Source organism: Photobacterium rosenbergii, assembly GCF_003026455.1.
Classification (GTDB): domain Bacteria; phylum Pseudomonadota; class Gammaproteobacteria; order Enterobacterales; family Vibrionaceae; genus Photobacterium; species Photobacterium rosenbergii.
This window is the reverse complement of the sequence record NZ_PYMB01000006.1, coordinates 193,270-213,876: the sequence shown is the minus strand read 5'-3', so window position 1 is coordinate 213,876 and position 20,607 is coordinate 193,270. Positions and strand designations below refer to the sequence as shown.

At 49.0% G+C, this 20,607-nt stretch carries 33 protein-coding genes; 4 read left to right on the top strand and 29 right to left on the bottom strand.

The features are described from left to right. From C9J01_RS15655 to C9J01_RS15640, 4 genes are read left to right on the top strand one after another with little or no spacing between them, the layout of a single operon-like run. A complete protein-coding gene (locus tag C9J01_RS15655; RefSeq protein WP_107299070.1) occupies positions 1-795 on the top strand; it encodes an OmpA family protein in 795 nt (264 codons plus the stop codon). Further along, positions 792-3,467 (top strand): SLBB domain-containing protein, encoded by a 2,676-nt coding sequence (locus C9J01_RS15650; RefSeq protein ID WP_170114913.1) that lies wholly within the window; start codon positions 792-794, stop codon positions 3,465-3,467. Before C9J01_RS15655 ends, C9J01_RS15650 begins: the two co-directional genes overlap by 4 nt. Next, complete coding sequence (locus C9J01_RS15645) at positions 3,464-4,156, top strand: P-loop NTPase family protein (RefSeq protein ID WP_107299069.1); 693 nt, start codon at positions 3,464-3,466, stop codon at positions 4,154-4,156. Before C9J01_RS15650 ends, C9J01_RS15645 begins: the two co-directional genes overlap by 4 nt. A gap of 22 nt (positions 4,157-4,178) precedes the next feature. After that, entirely contained in the window at positions 4,179-5,651 is a 1,473-nt protein-coding gene (locus C9J01_RS15640) for a response regulator (RefSeq protein WP_107299068.1), read from the top strand. Between the two features lie 22 nt (positions 5,652-5,673). On the opposite strand, the gene C9J01_RS15635 is transcribed toward C9J01_RS15640, so the two are convergent. The 29 genes from C9J01_RS15635 to rpsJ form a co-directional block, all read right to left on the bottom strand. After that, positions 5,674-6,654, bottom strand: a complete 981-nt coding sequence (locus tag C9J01_RS15635; RefSeq protein ID WP_107299067.1) for a glycosyltransferase family 4 protein — start codon at positions 6,652-6,654, stop codon at positions 5,674-5,676. A 93-nt stretch (positions 6,655-6,747) separates the two neighbouring features. Then, entirely contained in the window at positions 6,748-7,134 is a 387-nt protein-coding gene (rplQ, locus tag C9J01_RS15630) for a 50S ribosomal protein L17 (protein WP_007468807.1), read from the bottom strand. Positions 7,135-7,167: 33 nt separating this feature from the next. Beyond that, on the bottom strand, positions 7,168-8,157 hold the full coding sequence (locus C9J01_RS15625; protein ID WP_039465380.1) for a DNA-directed RNA polymerase subunit alpha: 990 nt from the start codon (positions 8,155-8,157) through the stop codon (positions 7,168-7,170). A gap of 23 nt (positions 8,158-8,180) precedes the next feature. Further along, entirely contained in the window at positions 8,181-8,801 is a 621-nt protein-coding gene (gene rpsD / locus C9J01_RS15620; protein ID WP_039465382.1) for a 30S ribosomal protein S4, read from the bottom strand. Between the two features lie 32 nt (positions 8,802-8,833). Continuing rightward, on the bottom strand, positions 8,834-9,223 hold the full coding sequence (gene rpsK / locus C9J01_RS15615) for a 30S ribosomal protein S11 (RefSeq protein WP_036817716.1): 390 nt from the start codon (positions 9,221-9,223) through the stop codon (positions 8,834-8,836). 17 nt (positions 9,224-9,240) lie between these two features. Continuing rightward, positions 9,241-9,597, bottom strand: a complete 357-nt coding sequence (rpsM, locus tag C9J01_RS15610) for a 30S ribosomal protein S13 (protein ID WP_036817714.1) — start codon at positions 9,595-9,597, stop codon at positions 9,241-9,243. Positions 9,598-9,742: 145 nt separating this feature from the next. Then, a complete protein-coding gene (gene rpmJ / locus C9J01_RS15605) occupies positions 9,743-9,856 on the bottom strand; it encodes a 50S ribosomal protein L36 (protein WP_000868186.1) in 114 nt (37 codons plus the stop codon). Between the two features lie 23 nt (positions 9,857-9,879). After that, positions 9,880-11,205, bottom strand: coding sequence for a preprotein translocase subunit SecY (gene secY / locus C9J01_RS15600; protein WP_107299066.1), 1,326 nt, complete (start codon positions 11,203-11,205; stop codon positions 9,880-9,882). Positions 11,206-11,228: 23 nt separating this feature from the next. Further along, positions 11,229-11,663 (bottom strand): 50S ribosomal protein L15, encoded by a 435-nt coding sequence (gene rplO, locus C9J01_RS15595; protein ID WP_107299065.1) that lies wholly within the window; start codon positions 11,661-11,663, stop codon positions 11,229-11,231. Between the two features lie 5 nt (positions 11,664-11,668). Beyond that, on the bottom strand, positions 11,669-11,848 hold the full coding sequence (gene rpmD, locus C9J01_RS15590) for a 50S ribosomal protein L30 (protein ID WP_107299064.1): 180 nt from the start codon (positions 11,846-11,848) through the stop codon (positions 11,669-11,671). 5 nt (positions 11,849-11,853) lie between these two features. Next, complete coding sequence (gene rpsE, locus C9J01_RS15585; RefSeq protein ID WP_036817708.1) at positions 11,854-12,351, bottom strand: 30S ribosomal protein S5; 498 nt, start codon at positions 12,349-12,351, stop codon at positions 11,854-11,856. Positions 12,352-12,363: 12 nt separating this feature from the next. Beyond that, entirely contained in the window at positions 12,364-12,717 is a 354-nt protein-coding gene (gene rplR, locus C9J01_RS15580; RefSeq protein ID WP_039465396.1) for a 50S ribosomal protein L18, read from the bottom strand. Positions 12,718-12,726: 9 nt separating this feature from the next. Next, positions 12,727-13,260: a 50S ribosomal protein L6 gene (rplF, locus tag C9J01_RS15575; RefSeq protein WP_107299063.1), complete on the bottom strand. Its 534-nt coding sequence runs from the start codon at positions 13,258-13,260 to the stop codon at positions 12,727-12,729. 12 nt (positions 13,261-13,272) lie between these two features. Beyond that, positions 13,273-13,665 (bottom strand): 30S ribosomal protein S8, encoded by a 393-nt coding sequence (gene rpsH, locus C9J01_RS15570; protein WP_107299062.1) that lies wholly within the window; start codon positions 13,663-13,665, stop codon positions 13,273-13,275. 38 nt (positions 13,666-13,703) lie between these two features. After that, entirely contained in the window at positions 13,704-14,009 is a 306-nt protein-coding gene (rpsN, locus tag C9J01_RS15565) for a 30S ribosomal protein S14 (RefSeq protein ID WP_107299061.1), read from the bottom strand. Between the two features lie 15 nt (positions 14,010-14,024). After that, positions 14,025-14,564 (bottom strand): 50S ribosomal protein L5, encoded by a 540-nt coding sequence (rplE, locus tag C9J01_RS15560; protein ID WP_107299060.1) that lies wholly within the window; start codon positions 14,562-14,564, stop codon positions 14,025-14,027. 16 nt (positions 14,565-14,580) lie between these two features. After that, complete coding sequence (gene rplX, locus C9J01_RS15555; RefSeq protein WP_047876497.1) at positions 14,581-14,892, bottom strand: 50S ribosomal protein L24; 312 nt, start codon at positions 14,890-14,892, stop codon at positions 14,581-14,583. A 12-nt stretch (positions 14,893-14,904) separates the two neighbouring features. Then, positions 14,905-15,276, bottom strand: a complete 372-nt coding sequence (gene rplN / locus C9J01_RS15550) for a 50S ribosomal protein L14 (protein ID WP_004410450.1) — start codon at positions 15,274-15,276, stop codon at positions 14,905-14,907. Between the two features lie 164 nt (positions 15,277-15,440). Further along, a complete protein-coding gene (rpsQ, locus tag C9J01_RS15545; protein ID WP_039465415.1) occupies positions 15,441-15,695 on the bottom strand; it encodes a 30S ribosomal protein S17 in 255 nt (84 codons plus the stop codon). Further along, complete coding sequence (rpmC, locus tag C9J01_RS15540; RefSeq protein ID WP_007469134.1) at positions 15,695-15,886, bottom strand: 50S ribosomal protein L29; 192 nt, start codon at positions 15,884-15,886, stop codon at positions 15,695-15,697. Before rpmC ends, rpsQ begins: the two co-directional genes overlap by 1 nt. After that, on the bottom strand, positions 15,886-16,296 hold the full coding sequence (gene rplP / locus C9J01_RS15535; protein ID WP_107299059.1) for a 50S ribosomal protein L16: 411 nt from the start codon (positions 16,294-16,296) through the stop codon (positions 15,886-15,888). Before rplP ends, rpmC begins: the two co-directional genes overlap by 1 nt. 11 nt (positions 16,297-16,307) lie before the next feature. Then, a complete protein-coding gene (rpsC, locus tag C9J01_RS15530) occupies positions 16,308-16,997 on the bottom strand; it encodes a 30S ribosomal protein S3 (protein ID WP_107299058.1) in 690 nt (229 codons plus the stop codon). 19 nt (positions 16,998-17,016) lie between these two features. Next, positions 17,017-17,349: a 50S ribosomal protein L22 gene (gene rplV, locus C9J01_RS15525; RefSeq protein WP_007469139.1), complete on the bottom strand. Its 333-nt coding sequence runs from the start codon at positions 17,347-17,349 to the stop codon at positions 17,017-17,019. 10 nt (positions 17,350-17,359) lie between these two features. Then, on the bottom strand, positions 17,360-17,638 hold the full coding sequence (gene rpsS / locus C9J01_RS15520) for a 30S ribosomal protein S19 (protein ID WP_005302795.1): 279 nt from the start codon (positions 17,636-17,638) through the stop codon (positions 17,360-17,362). 18 nt (positions 17,639-17,656) lie between these two features. Further along, the gene (gene rplB / locus C9J01_RS15515) at positions 17,657-18,481 is read right to left on the bottom strand and encodes a 50S ribosomal protein L2 (protein WP_107299057.1); all 825 of its coding nucleotides are present in this window, start codon (positions 18,479-18,481) and stop codon (positions 17,657-17,659) included. A gap of 18 nt (positions 18,482-18,499) precedes the next feature. Then, entirely contained in the window at positions 18,500-18,802 is a 303-nt protein-coding gene (gene rplW, locus C9J01_RS15510; protein WP_039465430.1) for a 50S ribosomal protein L23, read from the bottom strand. Then, positions 18,799-19,401, bottom strand: a complete 603-nt coding sequence (gene rplD, locus C9J01_RS15505) for a 50S ribosomal protein L4 (RefSeq protein WP_107299056.1) — start codon at positions 19,399-19,401, stop codon at positions 18,799-18,801. Before rplD ends, rplW begins: the two co-directional genes overlap by 4 nt. A gap of 16 nt (positions 19,402-19,417) precedes the next feature. Beyond that, positions 19,418-20,047 carry a 50S ribosomal protein L3 gene (gene rplC / locus C9J01_RS15500; protein ID WP_107299055.1) on the bottom strand — a complete coding sequence of 210 codons (630 nt, stop codon included), beginning with the start codon at positions 20,045-20,047 and terminating at the stop codon, positions 19,418-19,420. Positions 20,048-20,061: 14 nt separating this feature from the next. After that, a complete protein-coding gene (gene rpsJ, locus C9J01_RS15495; RefSeq protein ID WP_107299054.1) occupies positions 20,062-20,373 on the bottom strand; it encodes a 30S ribosomal protein S10 in 312 nt (103 codons plus the stop codon). Positions 20,374-20,607: the final 234 nt, after the last annotated feature.

Sequence of the window (20,607 nt, the reverse complement as noted above, 5' to 3'; positions counted from 1 at the left end):
ATGGTAAAACTTTCAAGCCTGCTACTGATAATGCTCGTCAGTGGATGTACGACTTGGCCGACATCTGGTGATAACCCGTATTCGGAGCCAGACGTCGATCAGTGGCATGAGCTTGAACACCATGACTTCGAGCTCCAACTACTGGCGACCCGGGGGGCCAAGCTTTGTCTGCCGGGCCAGTATATGAAGCTTGCCAATCTCCACGATAAGGCTGGCCAAGAGCACAAAGCCGGTTTTACCGATGATGCCGATATTACCCTGCTCGAGTACCAGACCCAGTTTGCCAAAATTCAGCGCCAGATGGATTGGCTCGAGCACCACACCGAATGCCTCGATACCCGCTATTCTGAAATCCAGCTAAGGGATCAGTTCCTGTTGCTAATGCGGGTTGATAACCAATTTGCTTTCAACCGTGCCAAACTGTTACCTGATTACCAAAATGCGTTGCGTCGGGCAGCTTCGATCCTAAAACGCCAAGACCACTGGCAGCTAGAGCTGACCGGACACACCGACACCATCGGCACCGAACAAAGCAATTACCAGTTAGGTATGCGCCGGGCAGATACAGTCAGGCGCTTCCTGATCGAACAAGGTGTCGACTCGCACCAGATAGCCATTTTCAGTGCCGGTGAACGGGAATCGTATGAAGATCCCAATTCAAGAACCGAACGCCTGAGTAATCGTAAGGTTGAAGCTCGGGTGCTGGTCGACCACCATACACGGGCTCCGCACCGGGTGTACTCACTCAGTGACTGGCATGCTGTCAAAGAGCAGCTAAGTCCAGGTTCGCTATGATGAGGCTTTTCTTGGTCATCTGCATGTTGGTAATCGCCCCTGCTTGGGGGGCGAACCTTACGCCGGGCGACCGGGTTTTCCTCCAGCTTCCCGGCGAGGCCGATTTCAACGAGCCCCTCACCATTGATGATCAGGGCCAGATAAGATTGCCAGAGATAGGCTTGGTCCCCGTGGCCGGACTCTCCCCTGAGCAGGCCGAGCAACGCATCCGCGAGGAGCTGAGGACCGTCTACCGCAACCTCGACGAATTCAAGCTCAGCATTCTCGAGCAGGTTTTGCGAGTCCGGGTATTGGGTTATGTCGAAGAGCCGGGGATGATCTCGCTCAAGCCCGGTAGCAACATCCAAATGGCGGTCACCGCTGCAGGTGGTGCCCGTCCCGGGGCCCAGCTCGATCAATTCAAGCTGATCCGCAACGGTCAAAGCCAGCAATTCGACTACAAAGCCTATCTGGACGGCGGTGATCCGGCGAGTTTGCCGAGCTTGCAAGGTGGAGATACTATTTTCATCCCGGCCTCTCCGCTACTCGGAAACGTCGAGGTCGACTTTGACGCCGCCTCGTTAACCAAAGGCGGGGATGCCAACGAAGAGCAAGGGATCACCATCTTCGGTGAACTGCGTAATCCCGGCACCTTCAGCTTCAAGCCCGGTATGACCGTTGTCGATGCCGTTATGCGTGCCGAAGGGGTAACCCGCTATGCCGACGTCACCAAGATCCGGGTCATCACCGATAACATCCCCTACCAGTTCGACCTCAAGGCTTATTTAGATAGCGGTGATACCAGCAACCTACCGCCAATCAAACCGGGGACGACCATTTTTGCCCCAATAGAAGTTGAGGATATCAACACCACTTCACGCACTGTGTATGTGATGGGCGAGGTAAAAGCCCCCGGGGCGTATGAAAGCTCACCCGGTACCGGCTTTATTGACGTACTCGCCAATGCCGGTGGCCCGACCCGTTTTGCCGATACCACCCAGATAAAGCTGCTTAGCAGCACCAAAGCGGCCATGACCATCAACCTGGTCAAGTACACCCAGGCCCCAGCTCTTTACCCCCTTCCAGACATGATGCCGGGCGATGTTATCTTTATTCCGGAAAAAATCGATTTCAACGAAAAATCATGGCTCAAGGTGACCAATGACCGGGCAATAAAAATTATCGGTGCTGTCAACAACCCCGGCCGCTTCGAATGGAACGACACCATGAGCTTTATGGATTTGCTCGCTCATGCCGGCGGACCAAAACAACAAACTAACCTGTCGAATATCCGCATTGTGCGTGAAAGTGCCAGTACCGATGAAGAGCGGGTGACGACGTTCAATTTCGAGGCATTCACCAAGCTCGGCAAGCCACAGAACCAGCTGCCGCAGCTACAAGCCGGCGATACCGTTATTTTCGACGAGCTGCCCCACGACCCGACAGACAACAAAGCCAGCTGGTTACGCCAATCAGCACAGGATTCAATATACATCTTCGGTCAGGTCGGTGCTCCCGGACGATATGCCTTCAATAACGAGCAAGGCTTTTTGGATATCCTCTCTGCTGCCGACGGGCCTACCGGCGAGGCCGATATCCAGGATGTACTGATCACCCACCGTAACGGTACCACCACCAAAGTAACCCGCTTCAACCTGGCCCGTTACTTCAAATCCGGTAATGAAGCCTTGTTACCTAAAGTCGTTGCCGGGGATGTGATATTTGTGCCGCAGGTCGATACCGTCGCAGACACCGAAGCCATCAAGGTGATGGGGGCAGTGAAGTCACCCGGTCGCTTCAATTGGAATGTCAGCATGACCTTCCTCGATGTACTGGCACTCGCGGGAGGGCCGCTGCAGCAGGCCAACATCACCAATATCCGGATCATAAAAGAAAACCGCCAGTCGCAAGATAACGTGCTGTATTTCGATCTAGATAACTTCATCAACGAAGGGGGAAGCTTTGCTGCACTGCCCCGTCTGACGGCCGGTGATACGATTGTAATCGATGAGCTTCCCCACGATCCGACAGACAACAAATCCAGTTGGATCCGCCAGTCTGCCGATGACTCTATCTATGTGTTTGGCCAAGTCGGCGCACCAGGCCGCTATGCCTTCAACCGTGAGTTGGGTTTTCTCGATATCCTATCGGCTGCCGACGGGCCTAACGGCGATGCCGACTTACGCCAAATCCGGATCAGCCACCGTAATGACAATACCGCCAGGGTGACACGTCTCAACCTTTCGATGTACTTCGAAACCGGTGATGAAAGCCTGTTACCGGAAATTGTCCCCGGTGATGTGATTTATGTGCCCAAACTCGAAGGTAACTGGCTCGATAAGCCTTCCGAGCAGGTGGTAAGATTGATGGGATCGGTCAACAAACCGGGCCGTTACCCATTCAACAGCCAGATGAACATTCTCGACCTGCTCGCTGAAGCCGGCGGCCCGACCGACAACGCATACATCGAGCGGATCATGATTGTGAATACGTCGTGTTGCGGCGACAAAGCGCAAACCTTCAACTTGCGCGACTATGTCATCGAGCCGGCACGCTATCCCCTGCCCCTGCTCAGGGCCGGTGATACTGTCTATGTCCCCAACCTCAACGACTCGGTCGGCGAACAATGGCGCCAGGGCTTGAGGGACGTATTGGGGATCTTTACTTTGATAGCCTTAGGAGCAGCATTATGAAACCTTGGCTCAGCGGCGAATACGACCAACTTTTCCATCAAATCCACCAACGCAGTGCGCGGGTCATCACCCTGGCCGGGGCCTCCAGCCAATGTGGCACCTCGACCCATTGTAACTGGCTGGCGAGACGCTGCGCCGAAGACCACAAAGTCTTGCTGGTTGATTTGGATTTGTCAGGCAGCGGACAGGGTTATACCGCCAAGCCCTGGCAATGCAATGGAGAAGGTGAAGCCGAGGCGATGGTAAGGCTCACAGAACAACTCACCTTGCTCCCGCAGCCGAGTGAAGAGCGGACAATCCTGGACTTACGCCAGCCACACAGCTTTCACCAGGCGCTCGAACGCTGGAAGCAGGACTACCACTATATCCTATGTGATGTTGGCACCATGACCCAAACCAACTGGCGCAACTTGCCTATCAATGCCCTTAGCCATGCCAGCGATGCGACCATCCTTTGTCTGGCGGCTGCCAAGACAACGGAAAGCGAGCTGTTAACCTGTATCGGTAAATTGGAGCAAAATGGTATTCCCTTACTGGGAACGCTCATCAATGATCAGGTCAACCCGTCACTGGCTGACGAGATCATTCGGGTTCTGACAACCAAAGCCCGGTGGATACCAAGTAGCATCAAACAAAAAGTTGTCGATTACCTGCAAGCCAGTGCGCTGTTGCAGGGAAAATACCAGTAAATGTCAGCTAGGGGGACAAAGCATGAACCAAGTGTTGTTCCAGCGTCGGTTTGTCTTAAATTATGAGAACATCTCGGCAATGCGTCGTTTGCTGGACGACAAAGCCCAAGCACTGCAACTGGCTCCCGACACCATTCAGAATATCAAGTTAGTCTGCAGTGAATACTGCGCTAACTTACTGGACCATCAACAACAGCCAGCCACCCACTGCACCATCAGCTATGGCAGGCACAACGGTCAGTATTGCTTTTCCATCAGTGATAACGGCTCACCCTGGCCTGCCCAAACTGTACAAATCAACGAGGCGGAGCTACCTGATTTTCCAGCAGAGTCTGGTATGGGGCTTGCCCTGATTAAAACCACATTTCCTGATTTTAACTACACAATTGGCACTGATAGTAACCACATCGAGTTCCTATTACCCAAGCAACCTCCCCGCAAACACCTTGTGATTGTCGATGACAGCCGTAGCCAACTCACCATGCTGACCAGTTACCTCGAGGCAGATTACCAGCTATCGATATTCGGCCGCGCCGAGGATGCCTTCAAATGGTTGCAAGGCAACCATTGCGATCTGGTGCTGACTGACCTATGGATGCCCGATACCAACGGGCTAGAGTTCCGGCGCCTCGTCGGAAAATTGCGCCGCCACCGATTGTTGCCGTTTGTATTCCTGTCGGGGGATACTGTCTCTGACACCATGGCGGCGGTCACCCAATCAGGTATCGATGATTTCCTTGCCAAACCCGTCGACAAACACCACTTGCGACAAGTACTGGAACGGGTTCTCAACCGCCATCAGCACCTCCGAGATGCCTTCGAGGACAGTCTGCTCCAACAGTTGGAAAGAGGTACATCGTTTAATCCGGCAGGCACTACTTCCCAAGACTTCTCCTTGGGCAACTTCAATCTTCAGATCAGCCGCGAACCGGAAATAAGCGGTGACTTTGTTATCAAGAACACCCTTGAAGACGGATCGCAGTTATTGATCCTCGGCGATCTAATGGGGCATGGTATTGTGGCCAAAGCCAATGGTGGGATCTGCTACGGCTTGATCCAGGGAATATTGCTCGATCCTCACATTTGCCCAAAAGAACTATTCAACCGGCTCAATAAACACCTTCACCAGACCGAAACCAGTAATCTGATCTGCCTGCTGGGTATCCACCTTCAAAGCAACAACACGATAGCGCTCTACAATGCAGGCATGCCGGCACCACTGGCATTTACCCCGTCTTGCCAGCGTCTCAGGGAAGGCGTTGGGCTTATCGGTTTGTTCGACAATCTGGAGGCTGTACCCCAACATATGGCAATGTTGCACGGAGATAGCCTACATTGCTTCAGTGATGGATTGCTGGAATCTGAATTGGCCGAGGAAGAACAGCATCATTTAGCACAGCTGGCAGCCGAGCAACGCCACCACTATCTGTGGCAGCGACAGCCCGATAACCATGAAGATGACAGGACGCTGATCACCCTGACCAGCATTGAATAGGGCAGAAAAGTTGCCCTGTGTACTACGAGAGTTGGTAAATTTGGCTTAGTTGCTGCCAACACGCTTGGTCGCTATAGTTCCCCCTAACCACTTGCTGTTGTTGCTGCGATAACATCCGCCAGTAAGCCTTACTCTGACCTTCAATCTTCAACAATTTATCAGCCAACAGTTGCCACCGAGCTTCCACCACTAAGCATTCAGGGGCTAGGAGCGAAGGCATTTCACCGACATCCGTCGAAATCACCACCACACCATTTGCCATCGCTTCGAGTGCCGCCATCGGCATGCCTTCGGCACGGGAGGTAATAAGCAACACATCCAAAGACTGCCAATGCGGTGCCATACTCGGCACAAAGCCATGCCAGTTAAGCGGGAGGCCGTTAACCAATGCTGACTGTTCGCCATCTCCGTAAACATGGAAATCGATACTTGGCATTTTCTCGCTCAAGCTGACAAAACGGTCAATGGCTTTTTCATGGCTCAACCTACCAACAAAACCCACCTGCAATACTTCATGGCGGTCTCGTTCCACAAGGTCTTCTTTACAATGGACAAAATTGCGCTGCAATTCGCAACGAAAAGGCTGTCGCTTTTGGATCTTGCGACTGACTGCCAGGTTATAGGACAGGCAAGCCGTGTAGCGGTTGAACCATTCATAACAAGCCAGTTTACCGGAAACACTCTCGCCGGCATGGAAAGTCGTCACCAAATGGTAGCCAGACAAAACCCTGCAGCCCCTGGCAATAATCGATGCCTTATAGCCATGGGCATGCACGACATCTACAGCTGATAAGCCACGGAAAAAGCGCGTTATTGAGGTATCGCGAAGAAAGCGGAAAGGAATATTCGACTGACTGAGTTGGGCATATAGTGGATGGTCTGGGTAGCGGTTGAGGAAAACTACCTCAACCCCAACTTGCTGGGATTGCAGCAGTAAGGAGAGCTGATGGATATGGCTTTCAATTCCGCCAAACCCTGAACTGTCGACAAACAGGTAAATCATGCATCCGATCCCTCATTGGTAGTGATAGGGAATTAGATGCAAAAAAAAAGCCGAGTCTAAGACTCGGCCTCTTTTTATTTAACGCGCTAGTGCTTATTCAGCAGCAGCTTCTTCCTGAGCTTCAGGACGATCTACTAGCTCGATGTAAGCCATAGGGGCTTTATCGCCAGCACGGAAACCGCATTTCATGATGCGAGTGTAACCGCCTGGACGCTGAGCAAAACGTGGACCCAGTTCGTTAAATAGTTTCGCAACAACTTCGTTATCACGAGTACGTGCGAATGCAAGACGACGGTTAGCAACACTGTCAGTCTTAGCTAGGGTAATCAATGGCTCAATTACGCGACGCAGCTCTTTTGCCTTAGGCAGGGTAGTCTTGATAAGTTCGTGACGTACCAGAGAGCCAGCCATGTTGCTGAACATCGCTTTGCGATGGCTGCTGTTGCGGTTGAGTTGACGACCACTCTTACGATGGCGCATGACCTAATCCTTCTAACTAGATATCAGTAACTATTAATCTTCAGCAATAGATGCTGGCGGCCAGTTTTCTAGGCGCATGCCTAGAGACAGACCACGTGATGCCAGCACGTCTTTGATTTCTGTCAAAGACTTCTTACCAAGGTTTGGAGTCTTAAGAAGCTCAACCTCAGTACGCTGAACAAGATCACCGATGTAGTGGATCGCTTCTGCTTTTAGACAGTTAGCAGAGCGAACAGTTAGTTCAAGATCGTCTACAGGACGCAGTAGGATCGGATCGAACTCCGGCTTCTCTTCTTTCTCTTCAGGAACTCGTACATCACGAAGATCTACGAATGCATCCAATTGCTCAGCTAGGATAGTAGCTGCGCGACGGATAGCTTCCTCAGGATCAAGAGTACCGTTTGTCTCCATATCGATAACAAGCTTGTCAAGGTCAGTACGTTGTTCTACACGTGCTGCCTCAACCGCGTAAGCGATACGGTCAACTGGGCTGAAAGTTGCATCAACTAGCAGACGACCAATTGGACGCTCGTCTTCCTCAGTGTGGATACGAGCTGACGCTGGTACATAGCCGCGACCACGTTCTACCTTGATGCGCATGCTGATATCAGCATTGTCATCAGTTAGGTGGCAGATTACGTGCTCTGGGTTCGCAATCTCAACATCACCGTCGTGGGTGATGTCACCTGCAACAACAGGGCCTGCACCAGATTTATTCAGAGTAAGGATAACTTCGTCTTTACCCTCAACCTTAACGGCTAGGCCTTTAAGGTTTAGAAGGATCTCAAGAATGTCTTCCTGTACTCCTTCTTTGGTGCTGTACTCGTGTAACACACCGTCGATTTCTACTTCAGTGACGGCACAACCCGGCATTGAAGATAGAAGAATACGACGTAGAGCGTTACCAAGAGTGTGGCCGAAACCACGCTCAAGCGGCTCAAGAGTTACTTTTGCATGCGTCGTGTTAACTTGTTCAATATCAACAAGACGTGGCTTAAGAAATTCTGTTACAGAACCCTGCATTGTGTCCTCTCTTAACTATAGCCTTACTTAGAGTAAAGCTCGACGATCAGGTGTTCGTTGATGTCGGCAGACAAATCAGAACGTTCTGGAAGGCGCTTGAAAGTACCTTCTAGCTTGCTGCTGTCTACTTCGACCCAAGTCGGTAGTTCACGCTGAGTAGCAACTTCTAGAGCTGCTTTGATGCGTGCTTGGTTCTTAGCTTTCTCACGAATGCTAACAACGTCGTTTGCCGCTACCTTGAAAGAAGGAACGTTTACGACTTGACCGTTAACTAGGATCGCTTTGTGGCTTACCAGCTGACGTGCTTCAGCGCGAGTAGCACCAAAACCCATGCGGTAAACTACGTTATCTAGACGACCTTCAAGAAGCTGAAGCAGGTTTTCACCTGTGTTGCCTTTAAGGCGAGCAGCTTCTTTATAGTAGTTACGGAATTGCTTCTCTAGTACGCCGTAAGTACGACGAACTTTTTGCTTCTCACGAAGCTGTACGCCGTAGTCAGATAGACGACCGCGACGAGCACCATGCACACCAGGTGCATTGTCAATTTTACACTTGGTATCAATCGCGCGTACACCAGACTTAAGGAACAAGTCTGTGCCTTCACGACGGCTAAGCTTCAGCTTAGGACCCAAATATCTTGCCATGTTCTTTCTCCAGTTTTCCTAGAAACGAAACGTTATACGCGACGTTTCTTAGGTGGACGACAACCGTTATGAGGGATCGGAGTCGCATCAACAATGTTAGTGATACGGAAACCCGCTGCGTTTAGAGCGCGGATAGTAGACTCACGACCAGGACCAGGGCCCTTAACCATAACTTCCAGGTTCTTAACGCCATACTCTTTGGCCATTTCGCCAGCGCGCTCAGCAGCAACCTGTGCAGCGAACGGAGTAGACTTACGAGAACCGCGGAAACCAGAACCACCTGCAGTAGCCCAAGATAGAGCGTTACCCTGACGGTCAGTAATGGTTACGATTGTGTTGTTGAAAGAAGCATGAATGTGCGCAACGCCATCAGCAACTTGCTTACGTACGCGCTTACGAGCGCGAGTTGGTTGTTTAGCCATTGTACTCTACCTTCCGATTATTTTTTGATCGGCTTGCGCGGACCCTTACGGGTACGTGCGTTGGTTTTAGTACGCTGTCCACGTAGTGGTAGACTGCGACGATGACGAAGACCACGGTAACAACCAAGGTCCATTAGACGCTTGATGTTCATGGAAACTTCACGACGTAGATCACCTTCTACAGTGTACTTAGCTACACCATCACGCAGTAGATCGATCTGCTCTTCAGTTAGTTCACTGATCTTAACATCTTCAGCGATACCCGCTTCAGCTAGGATAGCTTTTGAGCGAGTTTTACCGATGCCGTAGATCGCAGTAAGAGCGATTACAGAATGTTTTTGATCAGGAATGTTAATGCCTGCAATACGGGCCACTATTCACTCCTAGTACTTTTCAAGAATAACCGCTGCAAAGCCCGTTTAGGATACGCAGCGGTGGAACAATTCTTTTGCACACACAAAAGATTGGTTGGCTAATTTAGCCAACCCACCTTCAATTTGCAAGAAATATTTCTGCTAATTAGCCTTGGCGCTGTTTGTGCTTTGGCTCACTGCAAATTACACGCACAACACCGTTGCGCTTGATAACTTTACAGTTACGGCAGATTTTCTTAACGGAAGCACGAACTTTCATTGCTAAACTCCGTAAATGGGATCTTAACGGCCTGAGCCCTTAAGATTAGCCTTTTTCAAAACAGACTCATATTGTTGAGACATCAGATGTGTCTGAACTTGAGCCATGAAGTCCATAATGACCACAACTACGATTAGTAGTGAAGTACCGCCAAAGTAAAAGCGGACATTCCATGCAATCATCATAAACTCGGGGATCAGACAGATAAAGGTGATATACAACGCGCCAGCCAATGTCAGGCGGGTCATCACTTTATCTATGTATTTCGCGGTCTGCTCACCCGGGCGAATACCAGGTACGAACGCACCAGACTTCTTCAAGTTGTCAGCTGTCTCGCGAGGGTTAAACACCAACGCGGTATAGAAGAAACAGAAGAAAATGATCGCTGCTGCATAAAGCATCACATAAAGTGGCTGACCTGGGCTTAGTGCCAGTGAAATATCACTTAGCCAACCTAGGTTTTCATTCTGACCGAACCACTGAGCCAGTGTACCCGGGAACAGAATAATGCTTGATGCAAAAATCGCTGGAATTACCCCTGCCATGTTGATTTTCAACGGCAAGTGAGTGCTCTGCGCAGCAAAAACGCGACGGCCTTGTTGACGCTTGGCGTAGTTAACGACGATACGGCGCTGACCACGTTCCATGAACACTACAAAGTAAATAACAGCAAAAGATATCACTGCAATCAATAGTAGAAGAAGTACGTGCAATTCACCTTGACGCGCTTGCTCCACTGTCTGTCCAATAGCTGGCGGCAAGCCTGCAACGATACCAGTGAAAATAATCACAGATATACCGTTACCTATGCCACGCTCCGTAATCTGTTCACCCAACCACATCAAGAACATGGTACCGGTAACCAAACTTACAACCGCAACAAAGTAGAATCCCATGCCTGGATTAATGACCAGACCTGGAATCATACTCGGTAACCCCGTTGCAATACCAATTGCTTGGAAGGTTGCCAACACAAGCGTGCCGTAACGGGTGTACTGGCTAATCTTACGACGGCCAGACTCCCCTTCCTTCTTCAACTCGGCCAAAGCCGGGTGGACTACTGTCAGCAGTTGGACAATGATCGATGCCGAAATATACGGCATGATACCCAATGCTAAGATGGAAGCACGCTCAAGTGCACCGCCAGAGAACATGTTAAACAGTTCAATGACGGTACCCTTTTGCTGTTCGAACAGATCGGCAAGTACAGCAGCGTCAATACCAGGAATAGGCACAAAAGAGCCTGCTCGGAAAATTAAGATTGCACCTAATACGAATAATAGACGAACCTTAAGCTCTGCTAGGCCACCTTGGGCACTACGAAAATCTTGTCCTGGTTGTTTAGCCATCTGTACCTCATCCCTCGAGTAAATTATTCCTCGATTTTACCGCCTGCAGCTTCGATAGCAGCTTTAGCGCCTTTAGTAACGCGTAGACCTTTAACTGTTACAGTGCGAGCGATCTCACCAGAAAGTACAACTTTCACGAACTCAATGTTCTTAGTGATTACGTTAGCAGCTTTAAGAGTTTCAAGGCTTACTACGTCACCTTCAACTTTCGCTAGTTCACCTAGACGAACTTCAGCTGTTACAAGGCTCTTACGAGAAGTAAAACCGAATTTTGGTAGACGCTGTTTCAAAGGCATTTGACCGCCTTCGAAGCCTGGACGTACAGAACCACCTGAACGTGATTTCTGACCTTTGTGACCACGGCCACAAGTTTTACCCAGACCTGAACCGATACCACGGCCTACGCGCTTCGCAGAAGGCTTAGAACCAGCAGCCGGAGATAGAGTATTCAAACGCATTCTGATTACTCCTCAACTTTAACCATGTAGATAACTTTGTTGATCATGCCGCGTACGCAAGCAGTATCTTCAAGTTCTACAGTGTGGTTGATGCGACGAAGGCCTAGGCCACGCAAAGTAGCTTTGTGCTTCGGCAGACGACCGATTGAGCTCTTAGTCTGCGTCACTTTAATAGTCTTAGCCATGTCAATTACTCCAGAATTTCTTTAACAGAAAGACCACGCTTAGCAGCGATCATTTCTGGAGAGTTCATGCCACTCAAACCGTCAATAGTCGCGCGAACGATGTTGATTGGGTTTGTAGAGCCGTATGCTTTAGCTAGAACGTTGCGAACACCCGCAACCTCTAGTACTGCACGCATTGCACCACCGGCGATGATACCTGTACCTTCTGAAGCAGGCTGCATGTACACTTTAGAACCAGTGTGGCGACCTTTAACAGCGTGGTGTAGAGTACCGTCGTTTAGTGCAACTGTAACCATGTTACGACGTGCTTTTTCCATCGCTTTCTGGATTGCAGCAGGAACTTCACGTGCCTTGCCGTAACCAAAACCGATGCGACCGTTACCGTCACCAACTACAGTTAGTGCAGTAAAGCTGAAAATACGACCACCTTTAACCGTCTTAGATACACGGTTAACAGCGATCAGCTTTTCATGCAAATCTGATTGTGTTTTTTCGTTAGCCATCTTCCGCCTACCTTAGAATTTCAGACCAGCTTCACGAGCAGCTTCTGCTAGTGCAGCTACACGGCCGTGGTATTGGAAACCAGAACGATCGAATGCAACTGTAGAGATGCCTTTTTCAATCGCGCGCTCAGCAATAGCTTTACCTACAGCTGCAGCAGCGTCTTTGTTACCAGTACTCTTAACCGACTCACGGATCGCTTTTTCTACTGTAGAAGCGGCTGCGATTACCTCAGAACCATTTGGTGCGATAACCTGAGCGTACACGTGACGTGGAGTACGGTGTACAACTAGGCGAGTTGCACCCAGTTCAGCAATCTTACGACGTGCACGGGTCGCACGACGGATACGAGATGCTTTCTTATCCATAGTGTTACCTTACTTCTTCTTAGCTTCTTTAGTACGCACGATTTCATCGGCGTAACGAACACCTTTACCTTTGTAAGGCTCAGGGCTACGGTAAGCGCGAATATCAGCAGCTACCTGACCAACAACCTGCTTATCAGTACCAGTTAGTACGATTTCAGTTTGTGAAGGACATTCAGCTTTGATACCTGCTGGAAGTTCGTGCTCAACTGGGTGAGAGAAGCCAAGAGTTAGAGCTACTGCGTTGCCTTTGATAGCAGCACGGTAACCTACACCCTTAAGAGTAAGCTTCTTGGTGTAACCTTCAGTAACACCAACAACCATGTTGTTAACTAGTGCACGTGCAGTACCTGCCTGTGCCCAAGCTTTCTCGAAACCTTCGCGAGGACCGAAAGTGATAGCGTTCTCTTCCTGGGATAGAACTACTGCTTCGTTGATAACGCGAGATAGTTCGCCTTTACCACCTTTAACAGTGATTTCCTGGCCGTTAAGTTTAACTTCTACGCCGGCAGGAATAACTACTGGTGCTTTTGCAACACGAGACATTTCCTACTCCTATTATGCTACGTAGCAGATAATCTCACCGCCAAGACCCGCTTTGCGTGCAGCGCGGTCGGTCATAAGACCCTTGGAAGTGGAAACAACAGCAATACCAAGGCCACCCATCACTGATGGAAGTGCATCTTTTTTCTTGTAGATGCGTAGGCCAGGACGTGAAACACGCTGGATTTGCTCGATAACTGGGTTAGCTTCGAAGTACTTAAGAGTAACTTCTAGCTCAGGCTTAACTTCACCAGTTACAGTGTAGTCAGCCACAAAACCTTCTTCTTTAAGAAGAGCTGCGATAGCAACTTTCATTTTTGAAGATGGCATTTTAACAGCAACTTTTTTCGCTGCCTGACCGTTACGAAGACGGGTCAGCATATCCGAAATCGGATCTTGCATGCTCATAAGTCAATACTCCGTGATTCTAAATTGGATAACTGGGATTACCAGCTAGCCTTGCGCAGACCCGGAATCTCGCCTTTCATGCAAGCTTCACGAACCTTGATACGGCTTAGACCAAACTTACGTAGGTAGCCGTGTGGACGTCCAGTCTGGTTACAGCGGTTACGCTGACGAGACTTCGCAGAATCACGTGGTAGTGACTGAAGTTTAAGCACTGCATTCCAGCGGTCTTCTTCAGACGCATTCACGTCGCTAATTAGAGCTTTAAGTGCAGCACGCTTTTCAGCGAACTTAACTGCAAGCTTGGCACGTTTAGCTTCGCGTGCCTTCATTGATTCTTTAGCCATTAGTAACCCTTACTTTTACTTACGGAATGGGAAGTTAAAAGCAGACAGTAGAGCATGAGCTTCTTCATCAGACTTAGCAGAAGTAGTGATAGTGATATCAAGACCACGTACACGATCTACTTTATCGTAATCGATTTCTGGGAAGATGATCTGCTCACGAACGCCCATGCTGTAGTTACCACGACCATCGAATGATTTCGGGTTTAGACCACGGAAATCGCGAATACGAGGTACAGCAATTGAAATTAGACGCTCAAAGAAATCCCACATGCGTTCGCCACGTAGAGTTACTTTACAGCCGATAGGGTAGCCCTCACGGATCTTAAAGCCAGCAACAGACTTACGAGCTACAGTGATAAGCGGCTTCTGACCTGCAATAGCAGTCATGTCAGCAGCAGCATTCTCTAGAAGCTTCTTGTCGTTGATCGCATCGCCCACACCCATGTTAAGTGTGATCTTTTCGATCCTTGGGACTTGCATGATACTCTTGTATTCGAACTTTTCAGCAAGTTCTTTAACTAGAGTCTCTTTGTAGTAATCATGCAGTTTCGCCATTGTACTACTCCAAAAATTACTTGATAGTTTCGCCAGTCGATTTGAAGAAACGAACTTTTTTGCCGTCTTCGAATCGGAAGCCTACACGGTCCGCTTTACCTTCACCGTTAACGATTGCAACGTTAGAAGCGTCGATTGCTGCTTCTTTTTCAACGATGCCACCTTGGATGCCCATAGCCGGTACAGGCTTCTGGTGCTTCTTAACAAGGTTGATACCTTCAACGATTACTTTACCGGTTGCTAGAACCTTAGATACTTTACCTTTCTTACCTTTATCTTTACCAGTAAGAACGATAACTTCGTCGTTACGACGGATTTTAGCTGCCATTTGCGTTACTCCTTACAGTACTTCAGGCGCAAGTGAAACGATCTTCATGAACTTATCGCCACGAAGCTCACGAGTCACAGGGCCGAAAATACGAGTACCGATTGGTTGCTCAGTGTTGTCGTTCAACAATACGCAAGCATTACGGTCAAAGCGAATGACAGAGCCATCTGGACGACGTACGCCTTTACGAGTGCGCACAACCACCGCTTTCAGAACGTCACCTTTCTTAACTTTACCACGAGGAATTGCTTCCTTAACAGTAACCTTGATGACATCACCGATATGTGCATAGCGACGGTGTGAACCACCCAGAACCTTAATACACATTACGCTACGAGCGCCGGAGTTATCGGCTGCATCAAGCATACTTTGCATTTGGATCATGTTAGTGCTCCGCTAATTTTAAACATCTTGACCCATTACGAGCCGATTTGCCTTTTCTTCAAAGGCGGCGAATATTAACACGCTTTTCGGACGATGGGTAGACAAAAAATGAACGGCCCCAAAATTTTTTCGGGGCCGCTCTGTTATATCGTAGTTAAGTTCGCTTAGATGCGAGCTTTTTCTACTACGCGTACCAGTGTCCAAGACTTAGTCTTAGACAGTGGACGGCACTCACGAATCTCAACAGTGTCGCCTAGGCCACACTCGTTGTTTTCATCGTGTGCATGAAGCTTAGTCGTGCGAGTGATGTACTTACCGTAGATTGGGTGTTTCACCTTACGCTCGATAGCAACAACGATAGACTTGTCCATCTTGTCGCTGATTACGCGACCAAGCTGAGTACGAATTTTATCGCTCATTATGCGCCAGCCTTCTCTGTCAGAACGGTTTTAACACGTGCGATATCGCGACGTACTGCTTTAAGAGTGTGAGTCTGCTGTAGTTGACCAGTTGCAGCCTGCATGCGCAGGTTGAACTGCTCGCGCAGTAGGTTCACAAGCTCAGCATTCAGTTCTTCAACGCTTTTAGCGCGCAGATCTTGTGCGTTCATCACATCACCGCCTTAGTTACGAATGTTGTCTTGATTGGTAGCTTACGAGAAGCAAGTTCGAATGCTTCACGTGCTAGCGCTTCAGGAACACCATCCATCTCGTACAGAACTTTACCAGGTTGGATTTGAGCTACCCAGTACTCAACGTTACCTTTACCTTTACCTTGACGAACTTCAAGAGGCTTAGATGTAATTGGTTTGTCTGGGAAGATACGAATCCAGATTTGACCCTGACGTTTGATGTGACGAGTCATCGCACGACGAGCTGCTTCGATCTGGCGAGCAGTAATACGGCCACGGCCAACTGCTTTAAGACCAAATGTACCGAAGCTTACGTCAGTGCCGTTCGCTAGACCGCGGTTACGACCTTTAAAGGTCTTGCGGAATTTAGTGCGTTTAGGTTGCAGCATCTATAAACTCCTTATTTACGGCCTTTGCGCTGCTTCTTAGGCTTGTCAGCCTTTGGCTCTTCTACTGGCATGCCGCCTAGAACTTCACCTTTGAAGATCCAAACTTTAACGCCAATTACACCGTACTGGGTGTGAGCCGAAGAAGTTGCGTAATCAATGTCTGCACGAAGAGTGTGTAGAGGTACACGACCTTCACGGTACCACTCAGAACGTGCGATTTCAGCGCCGCCTAGACGACCGCTTACTTCTACCTTGATACCTTTAGCGCCAAGACGCATAGCGTTCTGAACTGCACGCTTCATAGCGCGACGGAACATAACACGACGCTCTAGCTGAGACGAGATGCTGTCTGCAACTAGCTTACCGTCTAGCTCTGGCTTACGTACTTCAGCGATGTTGATCTGAGCTGGAACACCAGCGATCTTCGAAACGCGAGCGCGTAGTTTTTCTACGTCTTCACCTTTCTTACCGATAACAACGCCTGGACGAGCAGTGTGAATAGTCACACGGATGCTCTTAGCAGGACGCTCGATAACGATACGTGAAAGAGACGCTTTTGCTAGTTCCTTAGTAAGGAACTGACGTACCTTGAAGTCGCCGTCTAGGTTGTCAGCGAACTCTTGGCTGTTAGCAAACCAAGTGGTATTCCATGGCTTAACGATGCCAAGACGAATACCATTAGGATGTACTTTTTGACCCATTGCTTTCTCTCCTAGTCTCTTAGCGGTCTGCTACAACAACAGTGATGTGGCTAGAACGCTTCAAGATGCGATCGGCACGGCCTTTAGCACGAGGCATAATACGCTTCATGGTAGGACCTTCGTCAACGAAGATTTTAGCTACTGATAGATCATCAATATCTGCGCCTTCGTTGTGTTCTGCGTTAGCGATAGCTGACTCTAGAACTTTCTTGATTAGATCAGCAGCTTTTTTGTTGCTGAACTGAAGAATTTCTAGAGCTTGAGCAACTGGCTTACCGCGCAGTTGATCTGCAACCAAACGAGCTTTTTGCGGCGAAATGCGAGCAAAGCGATGTTTAGCGATAGCTTCCATTACCTACTCCTTAGCGCTTTTTAGCTTTCTTATCCGCAGCGTGACCGCGGTAAGTACGTGTTGGTGCAAATTCGCCTAGCTTGTGACCGATCATTTCTTCAGAAACGAAAACAGGAACGTGCTGACGACCATTATGGACAGCGATGGTCAAACCGATCATCTGAGGGATGATCATTGAGCGACGGGACCAAGTCTTTACAGGCTTCTTGTCACCGCTTTCCAACGCTTTCTCTACCTTCTTCAGCAAGTGTAGGTCAATAAATGGACCTTTCTTGAGAGAACGTGGCATGGCGTATCCTCTTTAAAATTACTTGTTACGACGACGTACGATGTACTTGTCGGTACGCTTGTTCTTACGAGTCTTGTAACCCTTAGTTGGTACACCCCAAGGTGTAACTGGGTGACGACCACCAGAAGTACGGCCTTCACCACCACCGTGTGGGTGGTCAACTGGGTTCATTACAACACCACGTACAGTTGGACGAACACCGCGCCAACGTGAAGCACCAGCTTTACCTAGCTCACGTAGCATGTGTTCTGCATTACCAACTTCACCTAGAGTCGCACGACCTTCAGCAAGAACTTTACGCATCTCACCAGAACGAAGACGTAGAGTCACGTAAGTGCCTGCACGTGCAATGATCTGAGCGTATGCACCAGCTGAACGAGCCAGCTGAGCACCTTTACCAGGCTTAAGCTCAACACAGTGTACTGTTGAACCTACTGGGATGTTGCGCATTGGTAGAGTGTTACCAACTTTGATAGCAGCATCTGCGCCAGACTGGATAGTGTCACCAGCCTGAAGACCTTTAGGTGCGATGATGTAGCGGCGCTCACCGTCTGCGTACAGAACTAGAGCGATGTTTGCGCTACGGTTTGGATCGTATTCTAGACGCTCAACTTTCGCTGGGATACCGTCTTTAGTACGTTTGAAATCGATGATACGGTAAGCATTTTTGTTACCACCACCGATGTGACGTACTGTAATACGACCGTTGTTGTTACGACCACCTGACTTAGATTTTTTCTCTAGTAGAGGTGCGTACGGCTTACCCTTATGCAGGTCAGAGTTAACCACTTTAACTACGTGGCGACGACCTGGGGAAGTCGGCTTACATTTTACAATAGCCATTCTTCTTTGCTCCTAGCCTTACTCTGCACTACCAGCGAAGTCGATGTCTTGACCTTCTTTCAGGATAACGTAGGCTTTCTTAACGTCTGAACGACGGCCTTGACGCATACCTTGACGCTTGGTCTTACCCTTAGTGATAAGAGTATTTACAGACTTAACTTCAACCTCGAACAGTTTTTCAACTGCTGCTTTGATCTCTTTCTTAGTCGCATCTTTAGCTACTTTGAATACGATAGTGTTACCGTTTTCAGCAGCCATAGTTGCTTTTTCAGAGATGTGCGGAGCACGTAGAACTTTTAGAATACGCTCTTCAGTGATCATGCTAGCATCTCCTCAACTGCTTTAACTGCTGCTGCAGTCATCACAACTTTATCGAAAGCGATCAAGCTAACTGGGTCGATTGCCTTAGCATCACGTACGTCTACTTTGTATAGGTTACGTGCAGCTAGGAATAGATTCTCATCTAGTTCGCCAGTTACGATCAGCGCATCAGTAAGCTCAAGCTCTTTAAGCTTAGCTACTAGCGCTTTAGTTTTAGGTGCTTCTACAGAGAAGTCATCAACAACGATTAGACGCTCTTGACGAACAAGCTCAGAAAGAATGCTCTTCATAGCACCACGGTACATCTTCTTGTTAACTTTCTGGCTGTGGTCCTGTGGACGAGCAGCGAAAGTTACACCACCGGTACGCCATAGTGGGCTACGGATTGTACCTGCACGAGCGCGGCCTGTACCTTTCTGGCGCCATGGTTTAGCACCACCACCAGAAACGTCAGAACGAGTCTTCTGAGCACGTGTACCTTGACGAGCACCTGCTGCGAAAGCAACAACTACCTGGTGTACAAGCGCTTCATTGAAGTCACGCCCAAAAGTAGTTTCGGAGACAGTTAGCGCATCAGCGCCTTTGACTACCAATTCCATTACTAACTCCTCGACGTTACGCTTTAACAGCTGGTTTAACGATCACGTTGCCACCTGTAGCACCTGGTACTGCACCTTTGATAAGAAGCAGATTGCGCTCAGCGTCAACACGTACGATCTCTAGGTTTTGAGTCGTTACACGCTCAGCACCCATGTGACCAGCCATTTTCTTGCCTTTAAATACGCGACCTGGAGTCTGACATTGACCGATAGAACCAGGAGCACGGTGAGACAAGGAGTTACCGTGAGTCATATCTTGAGTGCGGAAGTTCCAGCGCTTAACAGCACCTTGGAAACCTTTACCCTTAGATGTACCAGTAACGTCTACTTTTTTAATTTCGTTGAACAGCTCAACAGTTAGCTCAGCGCCAACAGCGAACTCTTCGTTGTTCTCTAGACGGAATTCCCAAAGACCGCGACCCGCTTCAACACCTGCTTTCGCAAAGTGGCCAGCTTCTGGCTTAGAAACACGGTTAGCTTTCTTTGCACCAGTAGTTACCTGGATTGCGTTGTAGCCGTCAGTTTCAACAGATTTAACCTGAGAAACGCGGTTTGCTTCAACTTCAACCACAGTTACTGGGATAGAAACGCCATCTTCGGTAAATACGCGGGTCATGCCCACTTTACGACCGATTAGACCAATCATTCTCTTATCTCCCCTTAACCTAGGCTGATCTGAACATCAACGCCAGCAGCTAGGTCTAGACGCATAAGAGCGTCAACAGTTTTGTCTGTTGGCTCAACGATGTCGATAAGGCGCTTGTGAGTACGGATTTCGTACTGGTCACGTGCGTCCTTATTAACGTGAGGAGATACAAGAACAGTGAAGCGCTCTTTGCGAGTAGGTAGAGGGATTGGACCCTTAACCTGCGCGCCAGTACGCTTAGCTGTTTCAACGATTTCCGCAGTCGACTGATCGATCAAACGGTGATCGAAAGCCTTAAGGCGGATACGAATACGTTGGTTCTGCATGAGACAGAGCTCCAATAATAAAAATTACACAAACAATATCGCCACTCAACCTCGTAAAGACGAGAGAATGCCGATTGATTTATGTGAACGTAGTATCCCAATCGGATACATTGTCAGTCAATTTAATGACTGCGAACATAAGTCAGAGTATACATTTACAAACTGCTCTGCAGTTTCTTCCTCAACGCTTATTGGTTCACAACTGCAGTTACGAGGCTATATCCTCAGGCAGTG

What these genes read in the sequence shown, in the direction of transcription:
- rpsC (WP_107299058.1), bottom strand. Translation starts at nt 16,997, where the DNA reads ATGGGTCAAAAAGTACATCCTAATGGTATTCGTCTTGGCATCGTTAAG.
- rplR (WP_039465396.1), bottom strand. Translation starts at nt 12,717, where the DNA reads ATGGATAAGAAAGCATCTCGTATCCGTCGTGCGACCCGTGCACGTCGT.
- rpsE (WP_036817708.1), bottom strand. Translation starts at nt 12,351, where the DNA reads ATGGCTAACGAAAAAACACAATCAGATTTGCATGAAAAGCTGATCGCT.
- rplW (WP_039465430.1), bottom strand. Translation starts at nt 18,802, where the DNA reads ATGATCACTGAAGAGCGTATTCTAAAAGTTCTACGTGCTCCGCACATC.
- secY (WP_107299066.1), bottom strand. Translation starts at nt 11,205, where the DNA reads ATGGCTAAACAACCAGGACAAGATTTTCGTAGTGCCCAAGGTGGCCTA.
- rplX (WP_047876497.1), bottom strand. Translation starts at nt 14,892, where the DNA reads ATGGCAGCTAAAATCCGTCGTAACGACGAAGTTATCGTTCTTACTGGT.
- rpsS (WP_005302795.1), bottom strand. Translation starts at nt 17,638, where the DNA reads ATGCCACGTTCTCTCAAGAAAGGTCCATTTATTGACCTACACTTGCTG.
- rplE (WP_107299060.1), bottom strand. Translation starts at nt 14,564, where the DNA reads ATGGCGAAACTGCATGATTACTACAAAGAGACTCTAGTTAAAGAACTT.
- rplP (WP_107299059.1), bottom strand. Translation starts at nt 16,296, where the DNA reads ATGCTGCAACCTAAACGCACTAAATTCCGCAAGACCTTTAAAGGTCGT.
- rplD (WP_107299056.1), bottom strand. Translation starts at nt 19,401, where the DNA reads ATGGAATTGGTAGTCAAAGGCGCTGATGCGCTAACTGTCTCCGAAACT.
- C9J01_RS15650 (WP_170114913.1), top strand. Translation starts at nt 792, where the DNA reads ATGATGAGGCTTTTCTTGGTCATCTGCATGTTGGTAATCGCCCCTGCT.
- rplO (WP_107299065.1), bottom strand. Translation starts at nt 11,663, where the DNA reads ATGCGTTTGAATACTCTATCTCCGGCTGCTGGTTCTAAGCCTTCTGCG.
- C9J01_RS15625 (WP_039465380.1), bottom strand. Translation starts at nt 8,157, where the DNA reads ATGCAGGGTTCTGTAACAGAATTTCTTAAGCCACGTCTTGTTGATATT.
- C9J01_RS15640 (WP_107299068.1), top strand. Translation starts at nt 4,179, where the DNA reads ATGAACCAAGTGTTGTTCCAGCGTCGGTTTGTCTTAAATTATGAGAAC.
- C9J01_RS15655 (WP_107299070.1), top strand. Translation starts at nt 1, where the DNA reads ATGGTAAAACTTTCAAGCCTGCTACTGATAATGCTCGTCAGTGGATGT.
- rpsH (WP_107299062.1), bottom strand. Translation starts at nt 13,665, where the DNA reads ATGAGCATGCAAGATCCGATTTCGGATATGCTGACCCGTCTTCGTAAC.
- rpmC (WP_007469134.1), bottom strand. Translation starts at nt 15,886, where the DNA reads ATGAACGCACAAGATCTGCGCGCTAAAAGCGTTGAAGAACTGAATGCT.
- rplN (WP_004410450.1), bottom strand. Translation starts at nt 15,276, where the DNA reads ATGATCCAAATGCAAAGTATGCTTGATGCAGCCGATAACTCCGGCGCT.
- rplB (WP_107299057.1), bottom strand. Translation starts at nt 18,481, where the DNA reads ATGGCTATTGTAAAATGTAAGCCGACTTCCCCAGGTCGTCGCCACGTA.
- C9J01_RS15635 (WP_107299067.1), bottom strand. Translation starts at nt 6,654, where the DNA reads ATGATTTACCTGTTTGTCGACAGTTCAGGGTTTGGCGGAATTGAAAGC.
- rpsD (WP_039465382.1), bottom strand. Translation starts at nt 8,801, where the DNA reads ATGGCAAGATATTTGGGTCCTAAGCTGAAGCTTAGCCGTCGTGAAGGC.
- rpsK (WP_036817716.1), bottom strand. Translation starts at nt 9,223, where the DNA reads ATGGCTAAACAACCAACTCGCGCTCGTAAGCGCGTACGTAAGCAAGTT.
- rplF (WP_107299063.1), bottom strand. Translation starts at nt 13,260, where the DNA reads ATGTCTCGTGTTGCAAAAGCACCAGTAGTTATTCCTGCCGGCGTAGAA.
- C9J01_RS15645 (WP_107299069.1), top strand. Translation starts at nt 3,464, where the DNA reads ATGAAACCTTGGCTCAGCGGCGAATACGACCAACTTTTCCATCAAATC.
- rplQ (WP_007468807.1), bottom strand. Translation starts at nt 7,134, where the DNA reads ATGCGCCATCGTAAGAGTGGTCGTCAACTCAACCGCAACAGCAGCCAT.
- rpmJ (WP_000868186.1), bottom strand. Translation starts at nt 9,856, where the DNA reads ATGAAAGTTCGTGCTTCCGTTAAGAAAATCTGCCGTAACTGTAAAGTT.
- rpsN (WP_107299061.1), bottom strand. Translation starts at nt 14,009, where the DNA reads ATGGCTAAAGAATCAATGAAGGCACGCGAAGCTAAACGTGCCAAGCTT.
- rplV (WP_007469139.1), bottom strand. Translation starts at nt 17,349, where the DNA reads ATGGAAGCTATCGCTAAACATCGCTTTGCTCGCATTTCGCCGCAAAAA.
- rpsQ (WP_039465415.1), bottom strand. Translation starts at nt 15,695, where the DNA reads ATGAGCGATAAAATTCGTACTCAGCTTGGTCGCGTAATCAGCGACAAG.
- rpsJ (WP_107299054.1), bottom strand. Translation starts at nt 20,373, where the DNA reads ATGCAGAACCAACGTATTCGTATCCGCCTTAAGGCTTTCGATCACCGT.
- rpmD (WP_107299064.1), bottom strand. Translation starts at nt 11,848, where the DNA reads ATGGCTAAGACTATTAAAGTGACGCAGACTAAGAGCTCAATCGGTCGT.
- rplC (WP_107299055.1), bottom strand. Translation starts at nt 20,047, where the DNA reads ATGATTGGTCTAATCGGTCGTAAAGTGGGCATGACCCGCGTATTTACC.